Consider the following 26,363-nt stretch of genomic DNA (forward strand, 5'->3'; position numbering starts at 1 on the left):
GACGTGGCTTGAACGGCAGCAATCTGCCGGCACACTGGAGAAGGCCGAAGATGAGCGAGACAACGCAAGCCGCTGGCGCAACAGGCGGCAACGAAACGCAAAGCGGCTTCAAGCCGAAAAAATCCGTCGCGCTGTCCGGCGTGACCGCGGGCAACACCGCGCTGTGCACGGTCGGCAAGACCGGCAACGATCTGCACTATCGCGGCTACGACATTCTCGACATCGCCGGCGCGTGTGAATTCGAGGAAATCGCGCATCTGCTGGTCCACGGCAAGCTGCCGACCCAGGCCGAACTCACCGCGTACAAGACGAAGCTGAAGTCGATGCGCGGCCTGCCCGCGAACGTGAAGGCCGCGCTCGAATGGATTCCCGCCGCCGCGCATCCGATGGACGTGATGCGCACCGGCGTGTCGGTGCTCGGCACGGTGCTGCCCGAGAAGGACGACCACAACCTGCCCGGCGCGCGCGACATTGCCGACAAGCTGATGGCCTCGCTCGGCTCGATGCTGCTGTACTGGTATCACTACTCGCACAACGGCAAGCGCATCGAGGTCGAAACCGACGACGATTCGATCGGCGGCCATTTCCTGCATCTGCTGCACGGCGTCGAGCCGTCGAAGGCGTGGGTCGACGCGATGCACGTGTCGCTGAACCTGTACGCGGAGCACGAGTTCAACGCCTCGACGTTCACCGGCCGCGTGATCGCGGGCACGGGCTCGGACATCTACTCGGCGATCACCGGCGCGATCGGCGCGCTGCGCGGCCCGAAGCACGGTGGCGCCAATGAAGCCGCATTCGAAATCCAGTCGCGCTACCAGACACCCGACGAAGCGGAAGCCGATATCCGCCGCCGCGTCGAGAACAAGGAAGTCGTGATCGGCTTCGGTCATCCGGTGTACACGATCTCGGACCCGCGCAACAAGGTGATCAAGGAAGTCGCGAAGAAGCTGTCGAAGGAAGCGGGCAACACGAAGCTGTTCTCGATCGCCGAGCGGCTCGAATCGGTGATGTGGGACGCCAAGAAGATGTTCCCGAACCTCGACTGGTTCAGCGCGGTGTCGTACCACATGATGGGCGTGCCGACCGCCATGTTCACGCCGCTGTTCGTGATCTCGCGTACGGCCGGCTGGAGCGCGCACATCATCGAGCAGCGCGTCGACAACAAGATCATTCGGCCGAGCGCGAACTACACCGGACCCGAGAATTTAAAGTACGTGCCGCTAAATAGGAGAAAATAGCGGTCGCTGTGCGCTCCACAGCGCGTGCAGTTCAGCCCGCGCGGCCGCCGGACCCGTCGTCCGCGCACTGTTTAACTGATTTTAGATAGAAAGGTTTTCTCCATGAAAAAGCTGATGATCGCCGCCATGATTGGCGCCCTGTCCACGACGATGCTGACCGTCGCGACTGACGCCGCTGCTGCGGACACGGCCACCACCACCACGAAGAAGGCCGTTGCAAAGCGCCCGGAGCCGAAGCGCCTGATCAAGCGCAAGGCAAATCCGGCGAAGGAAGCGAAGGTCGATCCGATCCCGGAAGGCGCTGAAAAGTGGTCGTGCAAGGACGGCCTTACTTTCGAAATGAAAGGCGACATGAAGCGCGACCAGATCGTCGTTGTTCACTGGGCGAACAAGAACTACAACCTGCCGCGCGAAGCGACGACGACGGGCGCCGACCGCTTCCACGACGCAGCATCCGGTATGGACCTGGTCGTGATCCCGACGAAGGCCATGCTGTTCCAGGACAAGGACAGCTCGCGTCTCGCGGACGAGTGCAAGACGGTCGCGATGGAACAGGGCGCGCCGGCTGCAACGCAATCGAACGCGATCAACAAGACCGGCAACTGATTCTTGCCGCCAGGGAAGGCCTTCCGATGTCCGCCCCGATCTCCAACGTACGACCCGACCCGGACGCTGTCCTGGTCGATATCGTCGACTACGTGCTGGACTACCAGATCGACAGCGCGCTCGCGCTGGAAACCGCGCGTCATTGCCTGATCGACACGCTCGGTTGCGGACTCGAGGCACTTACCTACCCGGCCTGCACCAAGCTGATGGGACCAATCGTGCCGGGCACGATCGTCCCCAACGGCGCGAAGGTGCCGGGCACGTCGTTCCAGCTGGACCCGGTTCAGGCCGCCTTCAATATCGGCGCGATGATCCGCTGGCTCGATTTCAACGACACCTGGCTCGCCGCCGAATGGGGCCATCCGTCGGACAACCTCGGCGGCATTCTCGCGACGGCCGACTGGCTCTCGCGCACTGCGATCGCAGCGGGCAAAGCGCCGCTGACGATGAAAGACGTCCTGATCGCCATGATCAAGGCGCACGAAATTCAAGGCTGCATCGCGCTCGAAAACTCGTTCAACAAGGTTGGGCTCGATCATGTGCTGCTGGTCAAGCTCGCGTCGACCGCGGTGGTCGGCCAGCTTATTGGCCTCACGCGCGACGAGCTGATCAACGCGGTATCGCAGGCGCTCGTCGATGGGCAGGCGCTGCGCACCTACCGCCATGCGCCGAACACGGGTTCGCGCAAATCGTGGGCCGCCGGCGACGCGACCTCGCGCGCGGTGCGCCTCGCGCTGATCTCGAAGACCGGCGAGATGGGCTATCCGTCGGTGCTCAGCGCGAAAACGTGGGGCTTCTACGACGTGCTGTTCAACGGCAACGCGTTCCGGTTCCAACGTCCGTACGGCTCGTACGTGATGGAAAACGTGCTGTTCAAGATTTCGTTTCCGGCCGAGTTCCACGCGCAAACCGCCGTGGAAGCCGCCCTCGCGCTGCATGCGCAGCTTGCCGCGCAGGGCCGGCGCGTCGAAGACGTTCGCCGCATCACGATTCGCACGCACGAAGCGGCGATTCGCATCATCGATAAAAAAGGCCCCCTGAACAATCCGGCCGACCGCGATCATTGCATCCAGTACATGATCGCGGTGCCGCTGATTTTCGGTCGTCTCACGGCCGCGGATTACGAAGACTCCGTGGCCCAGGATGCACGTATCGATGCGTTGCGCGCGAAGATGGAATGCGTCGAAGACGCGCAGTTCACGAAGGATTATCACGACCCGGAGAAGCGTTCGATCGCCAATGCACTGACGATCGAATTCATCGACGGGTCGAAGTTTGATGAAGTCGTAGTCGAATACCCGATCGGTCATAAGCGCCGTCGCGAAGACGGCATCCCGTTGCTGGTCGAGAAGTTCAGGACCAACCTCGCGCGGCGCTTTCCGGTCAAGCAGCAACTGGCGATTCTCGGCGTATCGCTCGATCAGGCCAAGCTCGAAGCGACGCCGGTCAATGAATACGTCGATCTGTACGTCATCTAGGCTAAGTACTGTAGTTCCGCGATCCAAACCAAGGAAAACACCATGGCCCACAACCTCCACAAAACGCTCAAGGAATTCGACAGCGGTTCCGGCAAAGGCAAGTTCTACTCCCTGCCGCAACTCGGCAAGGCTCTGAACCTCAAGATCGACCGCCTGCCGGTTTCGATCCGTATCGTGCTGGAATCGGTGCTGCGTAACTACGACGGCAAGAAGATCGCCGAAGAACACATCACGCAACTCGCGAACTGGAAGCCGAGCGCAGCGCGCGTCGACGAAATCCCGTTCGTCGTGTCGCGCGTCGTGCTGCAGGACTTCACCGGCGTGCCGCTGCTCGCCGACATCGCTGCAATGCGCGGCGTCGCGAAGGCCGTCGGCAAGAACCCGAAGTCGATCGAGCCGCTCGTGCCGGTCGATCTCGTCGTCGACCACTCGGTGCAGATCGACCACTTCCGCGAGAAGAACGCGCTCGACCTGAACATGAAGCTGGAATTCCAGCGCAACAACGAGCGCTACCAGTTCATGAAGTGGGGCATGCAGGCGTTCGACACGTTCAAGGTTGTGCCGCCGGGCGTCGGCATCGTTCACCAGGTGAACCTCGAGTACCTCGCACGCGGCGTGCACAAGAAGGCCGACGGCGCGGACACCGTGTACTACCCGGATTCGCTGGTCGGCACGGACAGCCACACGACGATGATCAACGGCATCGGCGTGGTCGGCTGGGGCGTGGGCGGTATCGAAGCTGAAGCGGGCATGCTCGGCCAGCCGGTGTACTTCCTGACGCCGGACGTCGTCGGCGTGAACCTGAAGGGCAAGCTGCGCGAAGGCGTGACCGCAACCGACCTCGTGCTGACGATCACCGAACTGCTGCGTAAAGAGAAGGTCGTCGGCAAGTTCGTCGAGTTCTTCGGCGAAGGCACGCGCTCGCTGTCGCTGCCGGACCGCGCGACGATCGGCAATATGGCGCCGGAATACGGCGCGACGATGGGCTTCTTCCCGGTCGACGAAAAGACCATCGACTACTTCAAGGGCACGGGCCGCACGGACGCAGAAATTTCCGCGTTCGAAAACTACTTCAAGGCGCAGAATCTGTTCGGCATTTCGAGCGAAGGCGACATCGACTTCACGAAGGTCGTCACGCTGGATCTCGGCACGGTCGCGCCGTCGCTGGCAGGCCCGAAGCGTCCGCAGGACCGCATCGAAATCGGCCACGTGAAGTCGACCTTCACCGACCTGTTCTCGAAGCCGGTCGCTGAAAACGGCTTCGCGAAGAAAGGCGCCGATCTTGACGCGCAATACACGACGAGCAACGGCGTCGACGTGAAGAACGGCGACGTGCTGATCGCCGCGATCACGTCGTGCACGAATACGTCGAACCCGAGCGTGCTGCTGGCCGCCGGTCTGCTCGCGAAGAAGGCTGTCGAAGCTGGCCTGACGGTCGCTCCGCACATCAAGACGTCGCTGGCACCGGGATCGCGTATCGTCACCGAGTACCTGACGAAGACCGACCTGCTGAAGTACCTCGACAAGCTCGGCTTCACGCTCGCTGCTTACGGCTGCACGACCTGTATCGGTAACGCAGGCGACCTGACGCCGGAACTGAACGAAGCGATCACGAAGAACGACATCGTTGCAGCAGCCGTGCTGTCGGGCAACCGTAACTTCGAAGCGCGTATCCACCCGAACATCCGAGCGAACTTCCTCGCGTCGCCGCCGCTCGTCGTCGCGTACGCGATCGCCGGCAACATCACGCGCGACCTGATGACCGAGCCGGTCGGCAAGGGCAAGGGCGGCAAGGACATCTATCTCGGCGATATCTGGCCGACCAGCGAAGAAGTCAACGCGCTGCTCAAGTACGCGCTCGATTCCGACGCGTTCCGCAAGAACTACTCGCAGCTCACAAAGAAGGGCGACCTGTGGAGCAAGATCGAGGGCGAAGAAGGTCAGGTCTACGACTGGCCGAAGTCGACCTACATCGCCGAGCCGCCGTTCTTCGGCAAGGACTTCTCGATGACGCCGGCTTCCAGCATCGCGCCGGTCAAGGGCGCGCGCGCACTGGGCATCTTCGGTGACTCGGTCACGACCGACCACATCAGCCCGGCAGGGTCGATCAAGGAAGACTCGCCGGCAGGCCGCTGGCTGAAGGAAAACGGCGTGCAGAAGGCCGACTTCAACAGCTACGGCTCGCGCCGCGGCAACCACGACGTGATGATGCGCGGCACATTCGCGAACGTCCGTATCAAGAACCTGATGATCCCGGCGAAGGCGGATGGCACGCGCGTCGAAGGCGGTCTGACGATTCACCAGCCGAGCGGCGAACAACTGTCGATCTACGATGCGGCGATGAAGTACATCGACGCCGATACGCCGACCGTCGTATTCGCGGGTGAAGAGTACGGCACGGGCTCGTCGCGCGACTGGGCGGCCAAGGGTACGCAACTGCTGGGCGTGAAGGCCGTGGTCGCACGCAGCTTCGAGCGGATCCACCGTTCGAACCTCGTCGGCATGGGCGTCCTGCCGCTGCAGTTCAAGGGCTCGGATAGCGTGCAGTCGCTCGGCATCACCGGCGAAGAAACGTACGACATCGAAGGCCTCGGCGACGACTTCAAGCCGCAACAGGAAGTCACGCTCGTGATCCACGGCAAGGACGGCGACAAGCGCGTTCCGGTGCTGCTGCGTATCGACACGCCGATTGAAGTCGACTACTACAAGCACGGCGGGATTCTGCCGTTCGTGCTGCGCTCGCTGCTGGCTGCCTAAGCCTGGCGGCAACGCAAACGGCCTCGCTGTTTGCAGGGGCTGCGTCCTGTGGAGGGCGCAGCCGACTTTGAAGCCCGACCTCTGGTCGGGCTTTTTTTTGGTTCTCTGCGGATTTCCGGGGAGACTGCTTGCGGGTAGGCTGCAGTCGGCCACGAGGCGACGTTCGCCAATCAAAGTAACACAACGCTCGAGCGGCGCCATCGGCTCCGACACCAGCTATTCGCATCGCAGCATCCTAAAGGGATTGCCTGCCGGTGCTTTCTTTAGGGCGATGCAAGTGATTCGCAGAGCCAGTCATCAGCCTTTTACGCTGACGGCACCGCGCTGAACTGCGACTGGCCTCCGGGCCGCTTCAACCCGTTCAAGAAAATCGATTTTCATGCCGTTAACAGGAAACCCACTGAAATCACATCTTTTCAATCGCGGATTAAGAACGAAAAAAGTACCTCATTGAATTGTCCAGCGTTTTGACGGTTTTGCTGCAAGCCTGCGCAGGCACTCCTGCAGTCAAGACCGAAGTGGCCAAGATGGATACCACTAACTTCGACAATTGATTTGAAAATTTGAGGTGGCGTGAGCGCGGGGTTGCCCAGTCGTGATGAAAATTTCACGGCGGTCCAAATTCAAAAAAATTTACAAAACGTACTTAACGGGACAAGAGAATGATTGACGGTAAAAATCGGTTCAGCGTTGCATCGCACATGATGGCGGCAGTTTCCATCGCCGTGGCCATCACTGCCTGTAGTGGTGTCGGCTCAAGCGTCTCTTCCAGTGGCACCACCACGTATCAGGTTGGCGGTACGGTTTCCGGCCTGGTCAGCGGCACCCAACTCCAGTTGAACAATGGCGGAAACGCGTTGACCGTCACGGCCGACGGCAGTTTTGCATTTCCTGCGAAGCTCGTGTCTGGCAGCGCCTACAGCGTGACTGTCGGGGCACAACCGATGGGACAGAACTGCACGATTACCAATAGCGCCGGCACGATGTCGGCAGGCGATGTTACGACAGTCAGCGTTGCGTGCACACGCATCGCTTATGCCTATGTGGTGAACCGAAACAGCAACGACGTTTCACAGTACACGATCGGAGCGAATGGCTCGCTCGCGCCGATGGCCACCGCGAGCGTCAGTACGGGATCCCTCGGGTCGCAGGCGGTCATGGTTGATCCGACAGGCCGGTATGCCTATGTGGCGAACAGCGAGAGCGATAGCGTTTCGCAGTACACGATCGGAGCGGATGGTTCGCTCACGCCGATGGCTACTCCGACTGTCGCTGCGGGATTTTGGCCTGCGGCGGGGGCGGTGGATCCGACCGGCCGGTATGTCTATGTGGTGAATAGCAGCGGCAATGACGTTTCGCAGTACACAATCGGGGCAAACGGCTCGCTCACGCCGATGACTACGACGACTGTCGGTGTGGGATCCTCTCCCTTCTCGCTGACGATCGATCCGACGGGCAAGTATGCCTACGTGACGAACAACGGTGGCAGCAGTGTTTCGCAGTACACGATCGGAGCGGACGGTTCGCTCACACCGATGGCTACGCCGACCGTTACCACGGGCGCTAACCCAGAGTCGGTGATGGTCGATCCGACCGGCAAGTATGCCTATGTGGCGAACAACGGCAGCAGCACCGTTTCGCAGTACACGATCGGAGCGGACGGTTCGCTCACACCGATGGCTACGGCGACCGTTATCACGGGCGCTAACCCAGAGTCGGTGTCGATCGATCCGACGGGCAAGTATGCCTATGTGGCGAACAACGGCAGCAGCACCGTTTCGCAGTACACCATCGGAGCGGACGGTTCGCTCACGGCAATGGCTACGGCGACCGTCGCTTCGGGATCCTCGCCCATTTCGATGTCGATCGATCCGACCGGCAAGTACGTCTATGTGGCCAACAGCAACGGCAGCAACGTCTCGCAGTACACGATCGGAGTGGATGGCTCGCTGACACCGATGGCTGCGGCGACCGTCCCTGCGGAATCAGCGCCCTGGTCAATGACAACAACTTATGCCGCCACGCATTGAATGTATGCGGCATTGAAAATAGCCAGGTATCCCTGAACTGCACCCCAAACGTTGGACACCGATCCAACCTTTGGGGTGTTTTTTATGACGAAGTACAGTGAGCAGCTTCGGCAGCGATTGGTTGATGTGTCGAAAGTTAGACTTGACCGGACAGACGATGTCAGATTGTCGGCTCAGTGCGGCCAAAGGCAGTCACTCACGAAGGGCTGCTTTCCGGCCGTCGACCGGGGGCATTGAACAGTAGCGGAGCGTGCGCTACTCCGCACTCGAGGGCCCCATACCTCCAGCCTCCTGGCGCAAAATTGCAGGACCCGTACCGGAACCGATTCCGCGTACGGGTTCCCAACCATGAACGCAGGAGACGACCATGACGTTTGACGGTTCTGCCATCAAGGCACTGCTGGACGATGCAGTCTCGACAGGTATTGTTCACGGCGTTGCGGCAATCGTAGTTAGCCGCAACGGCCCGCTCTTCCATTACGCCGCGGGCGAGGCGGGCCCACAAACCGTGTTCCGCAACGCGTCGATGACGAAGGCAGTGGCCACTACCGCGGCGCTGCAATTCGTCGAGAAGGGGCAGCTAAGCCTTGATGCCACCGTCGAGTCGATTCTGCCGGAGTTCGGTCAGCTGCAGGTGCTGGAGGGCTTCGACGGCGAGAAGCCGCGCTTGCGGCCTCCCGCCCGCGCAGCCACGGTGCGCCAACTGATGACCCACTCGGCAGGCCTGGGCTATTTCTTCCTCAGCGAAAAATTGATGCGCTACCACGAGCTCACGGGGGAGCCCAACCCTCTCACGGGACTGAAGCGCAGTCTCTCTGCGCCACTCGTCAACGACCCCGGCACGGCCTGGGAGTACGGCACCAACACGGACTGGCTAGGGCTCATTGTCGAGAAGCTATCTGGACAGAGTTTGGGCAGCTACCTCAAGCAGCATGTGTACGGGCCGTTGGGAATGAACGACTCGACATTTGCGCCCAGCGTCGAACAACGTGCGCGGCTGCTGCGCGTGATGCAGCGCCAACCTGACGGCACGCTTGCGCCTTCAACGCTCGATCTGCCGCCGACCTCCGAATGGGACGCTGCCGGCCACGGATCGTACGGCACGGTGCAAGATTACGGCCGCTTTCTCCAGGCATGGCTCAACGACGGCGCCGGCATCCTTGAGTCGGCGACTGTGCAGATGGCGCTGCAAAACCACCTCGGTGATATCAGGCTCCCCGATCTGCTGAAATCCACGGTGCCTGAATTGTCGAACGATGTGCCCGCACCTCCGGCGCCGCAGGGCTGGGGTCTCGGCTTCCACCTCACGCTCGCCGATGTACCGGGCATGCGCAGCAGCGGGACCGGTGACTGGGCCGGCGTCTTCAATACCTACTATTGGATCGACCGCACCAAGGGCATCGGCGGTGTGCTGATGACGCAGCTGCTGCCTTTCTTCGACATGCCTTTCGTCGAGACGCTCATTGGCTTCGAGACGGCGGTGTACCAGCAGGTGGGTGCGGTCGTACCAGCGGCGTGACGCCAGAGTGTGAGCGCGGCGAACGGGACCAACCGCCGTGCTCAGTCTGGTGCGGTTAAGGGCAGTCTTGGTCACTGACCGCTCCTGGATTGTCAGTTTCGGTAGGCAGGTGTCCGGCTCGGGTCGTTCACGGTCAACCCCATCGGATCAATAGGACTTATTCGTCGCTTGCTGGATTCCGACCACCATCCATCGACCGGCGGTGGCTATGAAACGCCCGGCCGTCTAACTCCTCCTTTGCCGCCCAGCTCCAACCGCTAGAATTGCGGTTTCAGCTAGGAATACGCCCATGTCTTTTGCCTCGCTTGGCTTGATCGATCTCTTGCTGCGTAATGTGCAGGACCTCAATTACCAGACACCTACGCCGGTGCAGGCCAAGGCGATTCCTGCTGTGCTCAGTGGCAAGGACGTCATGGCTGCGGCACAGACCGGCACTGGCAAAACGGCGGGTTTTGCGCTGCCGCTGTTGCAACGGCTGGTGCAACACGGCCCGGCGGTGTCGAGCAACCGCGCGCGTGTTCTGGTGCTGGTGCCCACGCGTGAACTGGCTGAACAAGTGCTGCAAAGCTTTATCGCTTACGGAAAAGGCCTCGACTTACGATTCCTGGCCGCCTACGGCGGTGTGAGTATCAATCCGCAGATGATGAAGTTGCGCAAAGGCGTGGACGTGCTCGTTGCTACGCCGGGCCGTTTGCTGGATCTCAATCGTCAGAACGCGGTGCAGTTTGATCAGGTACAAACGTTGGTGCTGGATGAAGCCGACCGCATGCTTGATTTGGGCTTTGCGCGCGAACTCAACGCCGTCTTTGCTGCCTTGCCCGCTCAGCGCCAGACCCTGCTGTTCTCTGCCACGTTTACCGACGATATCCGCGCCATGGCGGCGAGCATTCTGCACGGCCCGGTCAACATCAGCGTCAGCCCGCCCAATGCCACGGCCAGCAAGATCAGGCAGTGGGTGGTGCCGGTGGATAAAAGGAACAAACCTGAGCTCTTCATGCACCTTGTGGCTGAGAACAACTGGGAGCACGCGCTGGTGTTCGTCAAAACCCGCAATGGCGTGGATTACCTGGCGGCCATGCTGGACGAAGCGGGCTACGCGGTCGACACCATTCACGGCGACAAACCGCAACCCGCGCGCCTGCGTGCGCTGGAGCGCTTCAAGACGCGCGAAGTAAGTATGCTGGTAGCCACCGATGTGGCTGCGCGCGGGCTGGATATCGACGACCTGCCGCTGGTGATCAACGTTGATCTGCCGATCGTGGCGCAAGACTATGTGCACCGTATTGGCCGTACCGGCCGCGCGGGCGCCAGCGGCGTGGCGGTGTCCCTTGTGTGTGCCGATGAAGCGCCACAACTGGCCGCGATTGAAGCGCTGATCCGGCAAACGCTGCCCCGTGAAGAAGAGCCGGGTTTTGAAGCCGAACACCGCGTGCCGCAAACCAGCGCGACGGGCCAGATCATCAAGAAACCCAAAAAGCCTAAGAAGCCCAAAGTGCCGCAAGCTGCGCCGGGCGCCATGCAGGTGCTCAGCAAAAAACCGCGCCCGCAAAGTGGCGAAAACAAACGCAAGCCTGCGGCGCAGCGCGCTGTGGCCGCGGGCAAAGGCACAAGCTTGTCCAGCGGTAACCCATTCAGCGTGCAAAAACCACTCAAAAAACCCGCCAGCAAGCCCGCTGCGGGTTCACGTAAGCCGGCAGGCAAACCGGCTGATGGCCGCGGAAAACGCCGACCCTGATTCGTGGGGTGAGTGACGCCAGCCCTGGAACAGGCTGGCAATTTGCGGTGCGCTGGCAGGCAGCGGCGCGGCTTTGGCGTGCATCAGTTCGGCGGGTAACGACGCACTGAATCCAGTAACGACTTCGGGGCCGAAAAGACGTTGAAATCGTGCGTAGCGAGCGTCCGCTCGTGGTCGGCTCTCACGAATGTGTCCGCTTCTCACACGAAAGACGTCGATTGATCGGCTCATCGCTCACTACCGCTTCGGGCAAGCGCCTTTCCCCAGAAATCCGCGAAGGACCTTTTTTATGAGCCCACGGTCACGGCTCGCGCGCCGCCATCACTTCAACCCGAAATCGACCCGCGTCGTCGCGCCCTTGTCCTTGATGTCGTCAGCATTCATCTTCGGCGCGACGATAAACACGCGGCTGCTGTCGATCTTGCCTTCCAGGTACTGTTGCACGCTCTGTGCGCGCTGCTGTGCGAGTTGCCGCAGGCTCGCCTCGTCGATCGGCGCGTTGGCCGCGAGCGCGCCCTTCATGTCGTCGTCGGGCAGCGTCTTCGTCATGCCGATGAAGTTGCGCGGCTTCTTGAAGTCGGACGACTTGTAGGCCTTGGTCAGATATTTGTCGTAATCCTGCTGATCGACCGTGACCGTCGAGAGATCGACGCTCTCGCCGTTGCCCACCACGTCCTTGATCTTCTGCCGCTTGACCATCTGATCGACGTACCGCGAGCGCAGCGCCGGTTCGTCGACCTTCGGATCGACGCGGCCGATCAGGTCCATGCGGATCGACGGCTTGTCGGCCAGCGCCTTCACGATCGTGTCGAGCTTCTGCTTGTCGGCGTCGGTGAGCGTGGCCGAGCCTGCCTCGAATTCGACGTAGCCAAGTTCCTCGCCACTGCCGCCGAACGCGTGCGCGATCAGCGTGAACGGCGCGGTCACCGCCTTTTCGAGCAGATTGAGCACCGCATGCCAGATCAGCCCGCCGATGCTGAATTCGGGGTTCGACAGCGAGCCCGACACCGGCAGGTTCACGTCGATCTCGCCACGCGAGTTCTTCAGCAGCGAGATCGCGAAACGCACCGGCAGCTTGGTCGCGGTGTCGTTGTCGACGTGATCGCCGAAGGTCAGCTGATCGATGAACAGGTGGTTGTTCGCGTCCAACTGGTCGTTGTCGAGCTTGTAGTGCAGATCGACGTTGAGTTTGCCCTTCGTGATCGGGTAGCCGGCGTATTTCGCCGAATACGGTGTCAGGTTGGTCAGCTCGATGTCGTGCGCGGTCGCGGTCAGATCGAGCGCCGGTTTCGCGATCAGCGGGTTGACGGTGCCACGGATCGTCAGCGGACCGTTGGCCGCGAGCCTCGCGGCGACGTCGACCGGCGCGGGCGTGGTCGATTCCGTGCCGAACGCGCCGATCGTGCCCTGAATGTCGACAAGGTTCGCCGTGTAGTTCGGCTTGATGAAGTTGTCGGTGTAGGTCACGCGGCCCTGCTGCAACACCAGTTGTCCGAAGTGCAGCTTCACCGGGCTCTTGGGCGGCGTCGCGGCCGTTACGGTGGCGACCGGTTTGGCCGCTGTACCCGGCGTTGAAGCGGATGCCGCGAGCGGCGCCGAGGCCGCGACCGCTTCCGACACCGCCTCCGGTGTCAGCGGAATCGGATGTGAGCCGCTCTTGCTGCGTGTCAGCGACTGCGCCTCGCCGCTCTCGTGCGCGACCACGTCCTTCAGGTTCAGCTTGCCTTGCGCGTCGAGCAGCACGCGTCCATAGAACTTCGAGAATGTCACGCGGCCCGCGTCGACCACCGTGCCGTGCTCGTCGTAGTCGGCTTTCAGGTTCGTCAGCGCGAACGAGCCCCAGCCCGCGAACGGGGCCGACGTCGCCTTGTCGATCATGCGCACGGCGACGAGCGCCATGTCGCCGCGAAAGTTCGCTTTCAGCGACTTCGCCTGGGTGACTGCGAGATCGCCGTTCGCGTTCAGCAGCGCGCTCGCGAGCGTCGCGTTCAGGTTGCTGCCGAAGTACGGCTCGAACGCGGCCGCGTCGAGCTGGTTGGCGTTGATCTTGACCGCCAGCTTCAGCGGCGTGGCGGTCACGTCGCCCTTCACCGCAAGCGTGCCCTTTTTGTTCAACGTCGCTTGCAGGTCGATGGGCAGCGGACGGCTCAGGTCGTCGCTGATCTTCTGCACCTTCAACTGCACCGGCGTAAAGCTCAGTTTGACCGGCCGCGGTGTCGTGTTGTCGGTGAAATCGGCGCTCGCGTCTTTGAGCGTCAATTCACCGATCGTATAGCGCCACGCGGGGCCCTCGGCCTGCGCTTTTTTCGCCGCGTGAATCGCGGTGCGCTGCGTCGCCTCCTGATGCGCACCCGCAAGCGCGTTCAGATTGATGCTGCCGTCCTTCAGACGCTGCGCGTCGACCGCGAGGCCAGTTACATCGACGCTCGTCACGTCGGCCGTGCGCGCCGCGACGTCCACCTGCTTGACGACCACGTTGCCCTGCGCGAGCGAGATCACCGGCGTCTTGTCGCCGCGTGCCGCGAGCTTCAGCGCCTGCATGTCCAGTTGCGTGTCCGCGACCGTCAGCGCCATCGGCGACTTCGACCAGTTCGCGTCGATATTCATCGTCGCGGACAGCGCGCCGTCGAGCGCTTCCGCGGACGTCGCGGTATCGAGATACGGCTGCCACGGCGGCAGCTTCAGCGACTTCAGATCGAGCTTCGCGCTCGCCGTCTTCGCGGCGAGGCCGACCGTGCCGTCGGCGGCAACCGAACCGGCGCCGTCCTTCAGGTTCGTGTTCAGCGTGTAGTGCGCGAGGGTTGACGCGAGCGTCGAGAAATCGGTCAGCGTGACCGAGAGGTTTTGCAGACCGGTTTCGACCGGATGCGACGCGGCTTCGTCGCGCAAGTTCACCGTGCCGTCGTCGAGTGAGAAGCGTTTGATCGCGATGTCGAACGGCGGGGCCGCTTTTTCGGCGGCGGCGGTTTTGGCACTGGCATTCGCGTCCGCGGTTTCCTTCGGCGCCGCTTTTTCCGGCGCGCTCGCGAACATATGCTCGACGCTCAGTACTCCGTCCTTGTCGCGCGCGAGACTCGCGCTCGGCGCGTTGATGCGGATATCGTCGAAGTGATAGACGCTCTTCAACGGCTCGAGCGATGCCGCCGTCACATGCACCGCGCGCGCCGCGAAGAACGGCGCCTTGCCCTGATCCTGCACGTCGACGTCGTTCAGGTCCACGGTGCCGGCGACGCGTAGCGACGGCGTGTCGTTCGACATCACGAAGTTCAGCTTCAGGTCGGTGGACAGCTTGCCCGACTGCACGATCACCGGCAGCTTCGTCGGCGCATAGGACACCAGCTTCGGCACGTCGAGTTCATCGAAGCGCAACGACACTTCCGATTCGCGCGATGCCGCGAACGGCTTGGTCCTGCCGTCGATCGCGAGCTGACTGTCGCCGTCGATGCGCGCGCGCAGCAGCGGCTCGACGAAGATATCGGTCTTCGACGGCAGCGTCGCGATGAACGGGATGCCGAGCTTCCATTGATCGATCACGTGGCTGGTGCCGAGCAGCCGGTCGTCGAAGGTGATCTGGCCGTTCTCGACGCGAATGTTCGACACGGAGAACTGCGTCGGCTTGCTGTTCGGTTTTGCCGGCTGATTCGCGAATTTCTCGACCAGGTCGGTGAAATTGAAGTGCTGCGCATCGTAGCGAACGATATGAAAGCGCGGCGAATCGACGTGCACTTCGTCGACGATCGGCGCGCCGCGAAATAGTGAACTCCACGACGGCTGCACGATGAGCCGCGAAATATCGACGAAGTCGCCCGCGCCGCCGCGCTCGCCGATATGCACGTTGTCGGCCTCGAAGCGCAGTGTGTACGGATTGAGCGCGATGCGCCCGATCGACGCCGGCCGGTCGAGCTGCTTGCTCAGCTGCTGGCTCGCAATGTGGCGAATCAGTGGCGGCGCCGCGAAAAAGCCGAGCAGGCCGAACACGACGAGGAAGATCAGCAGACCGACGAGAATCCGTCGCGTACGGTGCGACTGCGCGACTTCGCGCACGGTCCGCATGGAGGAGGCTAACGATGCTTTATTGAGGCTTGCCATGCTCGATCTGGGTGAATGCGGCGGCAAGCCCGCCGCGCAAAACAGAGATCCTGCAAGCGGCAGTATAAGTCGTGAATCAATGGTTAGACAGAAATGTCAAGACCGGCCTGACGATTCGTGCTGCTGACGGATTTGCTTTCCGGCGTTGGAGATTTTCGGAAGCGTTAGATAACGAAGCCGGACGGCGCGCGGCTTGCCCGCGCGCCGTTCACATCATTGCCGCACGACCGCCGGCGGCTGCCAGCTGCCATCGGTGGCTTGCGGCTTCGGCGCGTACATGCGCAGCACCAGTTGCATGTCCGAGCGCGGCGCCGGCAGCCAGTTGCCGGTCCGGCTGCGCACCGACGACACGACCACGTCGAGCGAACCATCGCGATTGCGGCGCGCGCCATTGCGATCGCCGACCGCGAGCCGCGCCGGTGCGTTCTCGCTCAGCGCACCATCTTTCGTATATGCGGTAATCGTCCAGAAACCGCGCACCGGCGGCAACTGGTCCGCCGCGAAATGGATCACGTAGCGGTTCGCGCCGTTCAGCGTGTTGCCGTCGCTGTCCTGTGTGACGACCGCGCGTACTTCGTCGTCCTTCGTACCGATGCCCAACTGCGTGCTCGCCGCATACGCGCGCAGCCCATAGTCAGGACCGTAGTTGCCGACTGCGTCGCCGAACCAGCTCCAGCCGTGTCCGCTCAGCAGATTCGACGGCGGTGTCGCGACGCGATCACGACCGTCCGCGAGACCGGCTGAAAGTGCATCGGACGCCTTCGGCAGCTTCACCGGTTCGCCTGGCGTGACGCCGAGATCGGCGAGGAATTTGAGTGCGTGCGGATCGGCTGGTGTCGGCGGATTGTCGGGCAACGCCTCGGCAAGACGGCCGAAGAAGCCGCTCGCGTCGAGCGCGGCGACCTGCTGCGCCGGCGTGCCGCTGGTCCCCGCGACGCCGCTTGCATTACCGCGCGGCGGCACCGCCGCCGGCTCCGCGTCGCCGACGAAGACGCTCAGCGGCTCCAGACGGATCGCGCGTTGCAGCTTGCGCACCGCGTTCAGATCGTGTGCGCCGTTCGACTGGATGCGCACGCTGATCCAGGCGTTGCGGGTCGGCACTTCGACGCGTTTCGCGCCCTTCGGCAGATCGCCCTTCCAGCCCGGTGCGACGAACGCGAACGTTTGCGCGCGCAGACCCTTGGCGGCGGCCGTGCCCGCGCCGAACTGCGGCCCGGTCGACCACACGACGTTGGTCCACATGTCGAGCACGCGCGCATCGACGTAGCGGCCGTGAGAATCGGGTAGCGACAGGATCACCGGCCCATCGCCCAAGTCGAGCCAGCCGTTCGAGTCGAGCGTATCGAGGCTCGGCTGCGGCGGGCTGGTCGCGCCGATCGGCGGCAGCGCCTGCGCGTGACGCAGCGTGTTGAAAGGCGCCTGGCCCGGATCGGTGCCGATCGCCGCATCGCGCGTGGCGCTCATCAGCACGAGCGGATAGCCGAATACGTAGGAGTCGGCGACTTCGTCCTTGATCCAGCCGGTGCTTTGTTGCGTGGCGGTAGGGATCGAGGTGCAGCTGGCCAGCAATGCGAGACCCGCGATCGACGCGCAGGCTCGTTGAAGCAAAAACAGTTCTCGGCGATTTTTTATCATTCGTTCAGAGTGCGGAACGCGCAGTACCAGGGAGACGTCGGTGCGCAGCGCCAGGTGCATGCGCAGTTCTCCCAAAAGATTGCGCAGCGAGTCCGCGGGTTGCGATTTCGACAACATCGCGTTGTATCGTATCCTTGCTAACCAGGCAAGCACAATGCAAGGAATCGCAGCTGGCAGCGCGCATGGAGTTCACTAATGTGACAATCGATATCGTTGCCGTGTCACGTTCCAACGCCAACTGCTAGCGCGAGCACATCATGCATTTCGAGTCGCGGATCCGTTGATCCGCCAATATGTCGGCTCTCCCAACTCTATCGTCGTCCCGCATCCGGAGCGCTTCAATGTACATGCCCGCCCATTTCGAAGAGAACCGTCCAGAGGTTCTTCACCGCCTGATCGCCGAGCAACCGTTCGGCGCGCTGATTACGAACGGCCCCAATGGGCTCGACGCGAATCATTTGCCGTTCGAAGCGCAGGCCGACGCGGCGGATTCGTCACGTCTGGTGCTGCGCGCGCACGTCGCGCGGGCGAATCCGGTCTGGCAGGAAGTCGCGACCCATCCCGAAGCGCTCGTGATCTTCCAGGGACCGGCCGCCTATATTTCGCCGACCTGGTATCCAAGCAAACACGAAACGCACAAGCAGGTGCCGACCTACAACTATATGGTCGTGCATGCACATGGCAGGATTGTGGTGCGTGACGATGAATCGTTCGTGCGTGGCCTCGTCGCGCGGCTCACGCGCAAGATGGAAGCCGGCGAGCCGGTGCCGTGGAAGATGGGCGACGCGCCGGCCGACTACATCGCGCAGATGCTCGGCGCGATCGTCGGTATCGAGATCGAGGTGACACGGCTCGTCGGCAAATGGAAGCTCGGGCAGAACAAGGTGGCGGAAGACCGGCGCGGCGCGGCGCAAACGCTGCTCGCGCGCGACAGCGATCAGCAGAAGGCGGTGGGACAGGCGATGCTGGATGCGCCGCCGGCGTTTTGACGGCGGTCGCATAATCCGGCCTTGACCTTCCCATCATGGGAAGGTCAATACTGGACCCTGCATGCGGCCCAATGCCGCCACGAGCCTTGCCTGCCATGACCGAACTTGCCAACCCGCAGCGCCCCGCCGACGCTGCCGCCACGCCCTCCGCCACGCACGCCGTCGAACTCGAGATCGGCGGAATGACTTGCGCGTCGTGCGCGATGCGTGTCGAAAAGGCGCTCGCGAAGGTGCCGGGTGTCGCGCACGCGTCGGTCAATCTGGCGACCGAAACCGCCACAGTTCAACCGCAAAGCACCGCAACCGTCGACGCTAGCGCGCTAATCGCCGCCGTCACAAAAGCCGGCTACGAAGCGACGCTGAGCGCGCCGCCCGCCACCGCCGCGCCAGTCGATGCGGCGGCGACCGGCGACGCCGGCGACATCCTCGCCACGACGCCCGCCCCCGCCATCGACCGCAAGCAGATTCAAACCCGCCGCGACCTCGCGAGCGTGGTCGTGTCCGCGCTGCTGACGCTGCCGCTCGTCGCACCCATGTTCGGCGAATGGTTCGGCCTGCACGCGATGCTGCCGCCGTGGCCGCAGTTCGTGCTCGCCTCGATCGTGCAGTTCGTGTTCGGCGCGCGCTTCTATCGCGCCGCCTATCGTGCAGTGCGCGCCGGCGCGGGCAACATGGACCTGCTGGTCGCGCTAGGCACATCGGCGGCGTACGGCATCAGCGTCTACGAACTCGCGACGCATCCGGGCGACATGATGCATCTGTACTTCGAGGCATCGGCGGTCGTGATCACGCTGGTGCGCTTCGGCAAATGGCTCGAGGCGCGCGCGAAGCGCCAGACCACCGATGCGATCCGCGCGCTCAACGCGCTGCGCCCCGACCGTGCGCGCATCCGCGACGGCGCCGGCGAACGCGACGTGCCGCTCGCGCAGGTGCGGGTCGGCACGGTCGTGATCGTGCGGCCGGGCGAGCGGGTGCCGGTCGACGGCGCGGTGCTCGAAGGCCGCACGCATATCGACGAAGCGCTGATCACCGGCGAAAGCCTGCCGGTGCCGAAGCAGACCGGCGACGCCGTCACGGCCGGCTCGATCAACGGCGAAGGCGCGCTCGTGGTGACGACCACCGCGATCGGGGCGGAGACGACACTCGCGCGCATCATCCGGCTCGTCGAAAGCGCGCAGGCCGAGAAGGCGCCGATTCAGCGGCTCGTCGACCGCGTCAGCGAAATCTTCGTGCCGGCGATTCTGGCGATTGCCGCGCTCACGCTCGTTGGCTGGCTGCTCGCCGGCGCGGGCGGCGAAACCGCGATCCTGAACGCGGTCGCGGTGCTGGTGATCGCCTGTCCATGCGCGCTCGGACTCGCGACGCCCGCCGCCATCATGGCCGGCACCGGCGTCGCGGCGCGCCACGGCGTGCTGATCAAGGACGCGGAAGCGTTGGAAATCGCGCATCGCGTTTCGATCGTCGCGTTCGACAAAACCGGCACGCTGACGCTCGGCCAGCCCTCGGTGACGGCGTTCGAGCCGGTCGGCGACATGGCCCGCGACGAAGCGCTCACGCTGGCTGCGGCGGTGCAGCGGCATAGCGATCATCCTCTGGCGCGGGCAGTGGTGCGCGCGTACGAGGCTCAGTTCGGGCAACCGGCCGGCGAAGGCCACGGCGCGACCAGCGCCACCGCCGCTCGCGCCGTCGCCGGCCGGGGCGTCGAAGCCGACGTCGACGGCCGCACGCTCGCGCTCGGCAGCACGCGCTGGCTGCGCGAGCTCGGCATTGCACTGCCGCCGGCGCTCGCCGACCGCGCGCAGGAACTCGAAGCCGCCGGCAACACGGTGTCGTGGCTGATGGCGCGCGCGCCTCGCGGCCCCGAAGCGCTCGCGCTGATCGCGTTCGGCGACACGGTGAAGCCGACCGCGCGCGCGGCCGTCGCGCGGCTCACCCGCATGGGCATCCGCAGCGTGCTCGTGACCGGAGACAACCGCGGCAGTGCGGCGAGCGTCGCGCAGGCGCTCGGCATCGACGAATTCCACGCCGAGGTGCTGCCCGACGACAAGGCCCGCGTGATCCGCGACCTGAAGATTCGCCACGCCGGCATCGTCGCGATGGCGGGCGACGGCATCAACGACGCGCCCGCCCTCGCCGCCGCCGACATCGGCATCGCGATGGCGACCGGCACCGACGTCGCCATGCACGCCGCCGGCATCACGCTGATGCGCGGCGACCCGGCGCTCGTCGCCGACGCGATCGACATCTCGCGCAGAACCTGGCGCAAGATCCAGCAGAACCTGTTCTGGGCATTCGTGTACAACCTGATCGGCATTCCGCTGGCCGCGTTCGGCCTGCTGAACCCGATGCTGGCGGGCGCGGCGATGGCGTTTTCGAGCGTCAGCGTCGTCACGAACGCGCTGCTGCTGCGGACGTGGCGCGCAGCGCCGGGCCACTCCGCCGATCAAGTGCGTTAAGCATTAAGCATCGCTGGAAGACCTCCCCGCATGCGGCCACGTCTCCTCGTGGCCCGTTTTCTCCTCATTACGGGAAGGTTTTCCCCCTCCCCCCGCTAAAGGCCGTCGTCTCCCAAGCCGTAAACCAGTGATTCGATGCCGTTTTCCGGCCAAGTATCACGCGCATCGCCTGTTCCCTTTTCGCGCCTGCCCATGAACTCTCTCTTCTCGCGCCGCGCCAGCGTCGGCGTCCGGCTTGCGGTGCTCTCGTGCGTCCTTGTCGCGCTGATTTTCGCCACCTTCGCGTGGGCGCTCGCGCGCGCCGCCGGCGACCAGGTGCGCGATCAGGTGCTCGAACGCATTGCCGAGAAGGACCGCTCGATCGCCGCGATGATCGCGCTGTTCGACCAGGCGCTGTCGGCCGAGGTCGATCGGTCGACAGCGCTGTTCGCGAGCTTCCTGCCCACCGACTTCTCGCTCGACGACACACAGAAAGTCGACATCGGCGGCGTCGCGACGCCGACTTTCAAGGCCGGCGGCAAAGTGTTGAACCTCGACTTCACGATTCCCGACCAGTTCCTCGAACGCAGCGGCGGGGTCGCGACCGTGTTTGCGCGCAGCGGCGACGACTTCGTGCGCGTGACCACGTCGCTGAAGAAGCAGGACGGCACGCGCGCGATCGGCACGCTGCTCGACCGCAAGGGGCCGGCGTATGCGCCGCTGCTCGCGAACCGCACGTACACCGGCCTTGCCACGCTGTTCGGCAAGCGCATGATCACGCAGTACCGGCCGATCGCCGACGCGAGCGGCCGCGTGATCGGCGCGCTGTTCGTCGGCGTCGACGTGGACAAGGAGATCCAGTCGGTCGAGGACGGCATTCACGCGCTGAAGATCGGCGCGAGCGGCTACTACTTCGTGCTCGACGCATCGAGCGGCGCGGAGCGCGGCAAGCTGCTCGTGCATCCGGCCGTCGCGGGCCAGAAAGCCGACGACGCGAACGCGCCGTATCAGCGCATGCTCGACATGAAGCAGGGCGAGCTCGACTACCGCTCGGCCGACGCGACGCTTGGCGAGTCCGACACGCGCGACAAGTTCGTGTCGTTCGTCACGGTGCCGGAGTGGCACTGGCTCGTCGGCGGCGTCGCGCCGCGTGACGAAGTGATGGCCGACATCGTGCGCACCCGCAACGAATTCCTGCTGCTCGGCCTCGCGCTGGTCGGCCTGTTCGCGATCGCGTTCCTCGTCGCGGTCCGACGGCTCGTCAGTCGTCCGCTCGACGAAGCCGCGCGCGCCTCCGAGCGTCTCGCCGCGGGCGATCTGAGCGTGCGCGTCGCGCAGCACGGCCGCGCGCGCGCCGACGAGATCGGCCGCCTGATGCAGGCGATCGACGGCATCGGCGAAGGCCTCGCGCGCATCGTCGCGCAGGTGCGCAGCGCGTCGGCCGACATGTCGGCGGGCACAGAGAAGATCGCCACCGGCAGCGGCAACATCGCAATGCGCATCGCGACGCAGGCGAGCAGCCTGGAGGAAACGGCGGCGAGCATGGAGCAGATCACGTCGACCGTGCAGCAGAACGCCGATCACGCGACCGAGGCGAACACGCTCGTCACCCATGCGGCCGACGCCGCGCTCGAAGGCGGGCGCGCGGTCGAGCGCGTGGTGTCGACGATGGGCGAGATCGGCCGGTCGTCGCAGAAGATCGCCGAGATCACGACGGTGATCGAGGGCATCGCCTTTCAGACCAACATCCTCGCGTTGAACGCGGCCGTCGAAGCGGCGCGCGCGGGCGAACACGGCAAGGGCTTCGCGGTCGTCGCGGCGGAAGTGCGCGGCCTCGCGCAGCGCAGCGCGGCGGCGGTGAAGGAGATCGAGGCGGTGATCGCAACGTCGAGCGCGAACGTCAAAAGCGGTTTTCGCATCGCCGAAGAAGCGAGCGCGACGATGCAGGGGATCGTCACTCAGGTCGGCCAGGTTCGCGCGATCATGAGCGAGATCAACGTCGCGTCGCGCGAGCAGTCGGGCGGCATCGAGCAGGTCAATCTGGCGGTCACCCAGATCGGCGAGGCGACCCAGCAGAACGCGACGATCGTCGGCGACGCGGAGGCAGCGGCTGCCGAGTTGCGCGAGCAGGCTGCAAGGCTCGCGCAACTGGTCAGCGTGTTCAAGCTCGAAGACGGGCGCGGGTGACGGATCTGCGTCAAGCGAACGGCGCCCGCCGCGCTTAAAACTCGACGTCCAGCTCGTCGATCTCCTCCACCTCCTGCCGCGCGAGCGCGATCCACTCGCGCATCTCGGGCAGCGCCATGATCAGCTGCCCGTATTCGACGATATCCGGATCGAGTTGCACGTCATAGGTCACGAACCGCGTGACAACGGGCGCGTACATCGCGTCCGCCATGGTCCGCTCGCCGAACAGGAACGGGCCGCCGTACTCCTTCAGACATTCGCGCCAGATCGTCACGATCCGCTCGATATCGGATTGCGCGCGCGCCCAGACCTTGAAGCCCGGGAAATGCGCCTTCAGGTTCATCGGCAATGCCGAGCGCAACGACGCAAACCCCGAATGCATCTCGCCGCAGATCGAGCGGCAATGCGCGCGGGCGTGGATGTCCCGCGGCAGCAGCGCCGCTTCCGGCTTCAGCTCGTTCAGATATTCGGCGATCGCCAGCGTGTCCCAGACCTTGACGCCCTCGTGCTCGAGGCACGGCACGAGGATCGACGGCGACAGCAACAGCAGTTCGGCGCGCGTCGCGGGATCGTCGATCGGCACCACGATCTCTTCGAATGACAAGCCGCTGAATTTCGTCAGCAGCCAGCCGCGCAGCGACCACGACGAGTAATTCCTGCTGCTGATCGTGAGCGTAGTATTCCCCATACGTGTGTCCTCCTGATCGGGCATCGCGCCGCGCTTACTTGCACCCGTGCACGCCGCCGTGCACGCGCGCACCAAAGCGCGGCAAGGCCGGCCCATTTAGCTGACGCATGCAAGGGACATGCCGATGCGCCAGCGCATGTGGCGACCCGAGGCGACATGCGGGGTACCGCGCGCAGGCGCCTGGCGTATCACTTGCTTTAATTCGGGTTCCTGTCTTTCTGACGCACTCGTGTGACAGTATGAATCTGTTCGCCTATCCCGCCTATCAGGCCTGCGCCGACATGCTGCTACCGATGCGGCACGGCGCGGCGCTGGCGAACCATTCGCTCGATGCGTGGCCCGCAATCGCGGATACGTCGCACGGACGCTCGCTGCGCGCGATCTGCGAACTGCTGATCCTCGGCGGACTCACGCCGAAGCGGCCGCCGTTCGGCATCGACCGCGTCGTCACGGAAGGCGAGCCGGTCGCCGTGGTGGAGGAAGTCGTCGCGCGCACGCCGTTCTGCTCGCTGCTGCATTTTCGTAAGGACGCCGTTCTTTCGACGCCGCAGCCGCGCGTGCTGATGATCGCGCCGATGTCGGGCCACTTCGCGACCCTGCTGCGCGCAACCGTGCGCACGATGCTGGCCGAGCACGACGTCTACATCACCGACTGGCACAACCCGCGTGACGTGCCGCTCGGCGAAGGCCGCTTCGGCTTCGACGAATTCGTGCGCCATGTGATCGACTTCACCACGCGGATCGGGTCCGGCACCCACCTGCTCGCAGTCTGCCAGCCGACCGTCGCGGCGCTCGCCGCCGTCGCGCTGATGGCCGCCGACGATCATCCCGCGCAGCCCGCCAGCATGACGCTGATGGCCGGCCCGATCGACACGCGTATCAATCCGACGCGCGTCAACGAATTGGCCAAGAGCCGGCCGATCGAGTGGTTCGAGCGCAACCTGATCAGCGCGGTGCCGTTCGGTTTTGCCGGCGCGCAGCGTCGCGTGTATCCGGGCTTCGTGCAATTGGCGGCGTTCATGGCGATGAATCCGGGCCGCCACGCCGACTCGTTCGAAACGATGTACTACGAGCGCGGCAAGGGCGATCCGCAGAAAGCCGACACGATCCGTACTTTCTACGAAGAATACTTCGCGACGATGGATCTGACGGCCGACTTCTATCTGGAAACCGTGGACACGGTGTTCCAGCAGCATGCGCTGCCGTTGCGCACGCTCGAAGTGGAGGGACGTCTGGTGGAGCCGTCGAAAATTCGCCGCACCGCGTTGCTGACCGTGGAGGGCGAAAAGGACGATATCTGCGCGGTCGGTCAGACGCTCGCCGCGCAGGACATGTGCGAACGCCTGCGGCCGTATCTGAAGACGCATCATGTGCAAACCGGTGTCGGCCACTATGGCGTGTTCAGCGGACGTCGCTGGGAGCAACACATTTATCCGCGCGTGCGGGCCGTGATTTACGACAACGAACCGCGCGCGGTGCTCGTCAGTTCGCGCGCGCGTCCGATCCAGCCGGTGCCCGCGGCGACCGCGGCGGAAGTCACGGCAGCCGCGCCGGTTGCGGCCTCCGTCGTCGGAGTGGAAGTAGAAGCTGGCGGCAGCGCCAGCGGCAACAGCGATTCCGCTGCAACAGAGCCCACGCGATCCGCACGCAGACGACCGCCCACGACGTCCTGAGCGATACGCGCGGCCGCGTGTCGCTTCGAGGCGCGGGCCGCCGTTCCATCAAACCGTCGCGTCACGCCAAGGCGTTGGAGCCGGCACCGCGCATGGCCCCTCGACGTCGATCGATCTGAAGTCGGCCGGCGAGACGATCTCCAGGTACTCCATATCTTCCGAATAGTCGAACAGATAGTGGACGATGCCCGGTGCCTGATGCACGCAATCGCCGGCCGCGACGAGCGTCTCCTTGTCGCCGTACATGAAGCGCGCCCAGCCCTTCAGCATGATCACGATGTGGAAATCGGCCTCATGACGGTGCCAGCCGGTGCCTTGCTCTGGTGCGTGATTCGCCTTGACGAGTTGCGCGAGCACCTTGCCGCCGGTCGCCTCGGCGATCCCCAAATCGCGGTAAAGGAAGAAGTCGCGCAGGCCGTGATCCACGTACGACGTGTCCTGCGGCCGGATATGGCTGAATTGCGTGGCGAATGTGGTGGACATGATCGCGCTCCAGGAAGGTGTGCCGGCATCGCAACCGGCGCGGTGGAGCGCCGGTTGCAAGCATCAAGCAGGCCAGTGGAGCTAACGGGAGGGCAGTTCAGACCCTCGGCCGGATCATCTGGAACATCTCGCCGATCTGCGCATAGTCGGCGCGATAACCCGCGCGCATGATCGGCTGCGCCGCGTGCGTGTCGAACAGGCCGTCCTTCAGATAAGCGTCGTCGATATGCACGCCGACCACCTGGCCGAGCGACAGATAGTTGTCCATCGGCTTGCCGTCGACGTCATGCAGACGCACGACCTGCAGCAGCTTGCATTCGAGCGCGGCCGGTGATTCGGCGACGTGCGGGACCGCGACGTTGCGGCCCGGCGCGGGCGTGAGTCCGGCCAGCGCGAACTCGTCGACGTGCGGCGCGACCGACGCCGACGAGCGGTTCATCTGCTCGGCGAGCGGCCGCGTGGCGAGGTTCCACACGAATTCGCCGGTCGCCTCGATGTTGGCGAGACTGTCCTTGCGGCCTTCGCTGCAAAAACCGATGATCGGCGGAAAGGTCGCGAACGCGCCGAAGAAGCTGTACGGCGCAAGATTGAGCGTGCCTTCGGTGTCGCGCGACGAAATCCAGCCGATCAGCCGTGGCGCGACGATCGCCTTGAAAGGATCATGCGGCAGGCCGTGACCGGTGGCGGGGTCGTAGAAGTAATGGGACATGACGTGGTTTAGGGTTGGCGTGTGACAGTCGGCGCGAAAAGCGGTGAAGAACCAACGATTGGAAGGCTATTTATACCGCACTCGCCGCGCACGCTGACAGGCCCCGCGCGAC

General features: G+C 64.0%; 16 protein-coding genes. 11 read left to right on the forward strand and 5 right to left on the reverse strand.

From position 1 onward, the window contains the following. The first annotated feature begins 50 nt into the window (after positions 1-50). The 7 genes from prpC (at position 51) to L0U81_RS26710 (ending at position 11,363) form a co-directional block, all read left to right on the forward strand. Positions 51-1,238, forward strand: coding sequence for a bifunctional 2-methylcitrate synthase/citrate synthase (gene prpC, locus L0U81_RS26680; RefSeq protein WP_233807656.1), 1,188 nt, complete (start codon positions 51-53; stop codon positions 1,236-1,238). Between the two features lie 102 nt (positions 1,239-1,340). Beyond that, positions 1,341-1,844 carry a hypothetical protein gene (locus L0U81_RS26685; RefSeq protein ID WP_233807657.1) on the forward strand — a complete coding sequence of 168 codons (504 nt, stop codon included), beginning with the start codon at positions 1,341-1,343 and terminating at the stop codon, positions 1,842-1,844. A gap of 26 nt (positions 1,845-1,870) precedes the next feature. Then, positions 1,871-3,322, forward strand: a complete 1,452-nt coding sequence (locus L0U81_RS26690) for a bifunctional 2-methylcitrate dehydratase/aconitate hydratase (RefSeq protein WP_233807658.1) — start codon at positions 1,871-1,873, stop codon at positions 3,320-3,322. Between the two features lie 42 nt (positions 3,323-3,364). Further along, complete coding sequence (gene acnA, locus L0U81_RS26695) at positions 3,365-6,079, forward strand: aconitate hydratase AcnA (RefSeq protein ID WP_233807659.1); 2,715 nt, start codon at positions 3,365-3,367, stop codon at positions 6,077-6,079. Positions 6,080-6,741: 662 nt separating this feature from the next. Further along, on the forward strand, positions 6,742-8,109 hold the full coding sequence (locus L0U81_RS26700; RefSeq protein ID WP_233807661.1) for a lactonase family protein: 1,368 nt from the start codon (positions 6,742-6,744) through the stop codon (positions 8,107-8,109). A 367-nt stretch (positions 8,110-8,476) separates the two neighbouring features. After that, positions 8,477-9,628: a serine hydrolase domain-containing protein gene (locus L0U81_RS26705; protein WP_233807663.1), complete on the forward strand. Its 1,152-nt coding sequence runs from the start codon at positions 8,477-8,479 to the stop codon at positions 9,626-9,628. A 289-nt stretch (positions 9,629-9,917) separates the two neighbouring features. Then, positions 9,918-11,363, forward strand: a complete 1,446-nt coding sequence (locus tag L0U81_RS26710) for a DEAD/DEAH box helicase (protein WP_233807665.1) — start codon at positions 9,918-9,920, stop codon at positions 11,361-11,363. A gap of 321 nt (positions 11,364-11,684) precedes the next feature. Here L0U81_RS26710 and L0U81_RS26715 read toward each other — a convergent pair whose 3' ends face one another. Together L0U81_RS26715 and L0U81_RS26720 are read right to left on the reverse strand one after the other, a co-directional pair. Continuing rightward, positions 11,685-15,452, reverse strand: a complete 3,768-nt coding sequence (locus L0U81_RS26715) for a DUF748 domain-containing protein (RefSeq protein ID WP_233807667.1) — start codon at positions 15,450-15,452, stop codon at positions 11,685-11,687. Between the two features lie 213 nt (positions 15,453-15,665). After that, positions 15,666-17,087 (reverse strand): DUF1254 domain-containing protein, encoded by a 1,422-nt coding sequence (locus L0U81_RS26720; protein ID WP_233807669.1) that lies wholly within the window; start codon positions 17,085-17,087, stop codon positions 15,666-15,668. A 341-nt stretch (positions 17,088-17,428) separates the two neighbouring features. Between L0U81_RS26720 and L0U81_RS26725 the strand changes: the two genes are divergently transcribed. The 3 genes from L0U81_RS26725 to L0U81_RS26735 all read left to right on the forward strand — a co-directional run bounded on the left by L0U81_RS26725 (position 17,429) and on the right by L0U81_RS26735 (position 22,698). Then, on the forward strand, positions 17,429-18,076 hold the full coding sequence (locus L0U81_RS26725; RefSeq protein WP_233807670.1) for an FMN-binding negative transcriptional regulator: 648 nt from the start codon (positions 17,429-17,431) through the stop codon (positions 18,074-18,076). Between the two features lie 95 nt (positions 18,077-18,171). Continuing rightward, entirely contained in the window at positions 18,172-20,532 is a 2,361-nt protein-coding gene (locus tag L0U81_RS26730; protein ID WP_233807671.1) for a heavy metal translocating P-type ATPase, read from the forward strand. Between the two features lie 192 nt (positions 20,533-20,724). Beyond that, complete coding sequence (locus tag L0U81_RS26735; RefSeq protein ID WP_233807672.1) at positions 20,725-22,698, forward strand: methyl-accepting chemotaxis protein; 1,974 nt, start codon at positions 20,725-20,727, stop codon at positions 22,696-22,698. A gap of 34 nt (positions 22,699-22,732) precedes the next feature. On the opposite strand, the gene L0U81_RS26740 is transcribed toward L0U81_RS26735, so the two are convergent. Beyond that, complete coding sequence (locus L0U81_RS26740; protein ID WP_233807673.1) at positions 22,733-23,386, reverse strand: glutathione S-transferase family protein; 654 nt, start codon at positions 23,384-23,386, stop codon at positions 22,733-22,735. Between the two features lie 239 nt (positions 23,387-23,625). Here L0U81_RS26740 and L0U81_RS26745 point away from each other — a divergent pair, with 239 nt between their 5' ends. Continuing rightward, positions 23,626-25,059 carry a polyhydroxyalkanoate depolymerase gene (locus L0U81_RS26745; RefSeq protein WP_233807674.1) on the forward strand — a complete coding sequence of 478 codons (1,434 nt, stop codon included), beginning with the start codon at positions 23,626-23,628 and terminating at the stop codon, positions 25,057-25,059. A gap of 48 nt (positions 25,060-25,107) precedes the next feature. Here L0U81_RS26745 and L0U81_RS26750 read toward each other — a convergent pair whose 3' ends face one another. Both L0U81_RS26750 and L0U81_RS26755 read right to left on the reverse strand, forming a co-directional pair. Continuing rightward, positions 25,108-25,542 (reverse strand): cupin domain-containing protein, encoded by a 435-nt coding sequence (locus tag L0U81_RS26750; RefSeq protein WP_233807677.1) that lies wholly within the window; start codon positions 25,540-25,542, stop codon positions 25,108-25,110. Between the two features lie 97 nt (positions 25,543-25,639). Then, positions 25,640-26,251 (reverse strand): flavin reductase family protein, encoded by a 612-nt coding sequence (locus L0U81_RS26755; RefSeq protein ID WP_233807679.1) that lies wholly within the window; start codon positions 26,249-26,251, stop codon positions 25,640-25,642. Between the last annotated feature and the right edge of the window lie 112 nt (positions 26,252-26,363).

It is taken from the genome of Paraburkholderia sp. HP33-1 (genome assembly GCF_021390595.1).
Lineage (GTDB): Bacteria > Pseudomonadota > Gammaproteobacteria > Burkholderiales > Burkholderiaceae > Paraburkholderia.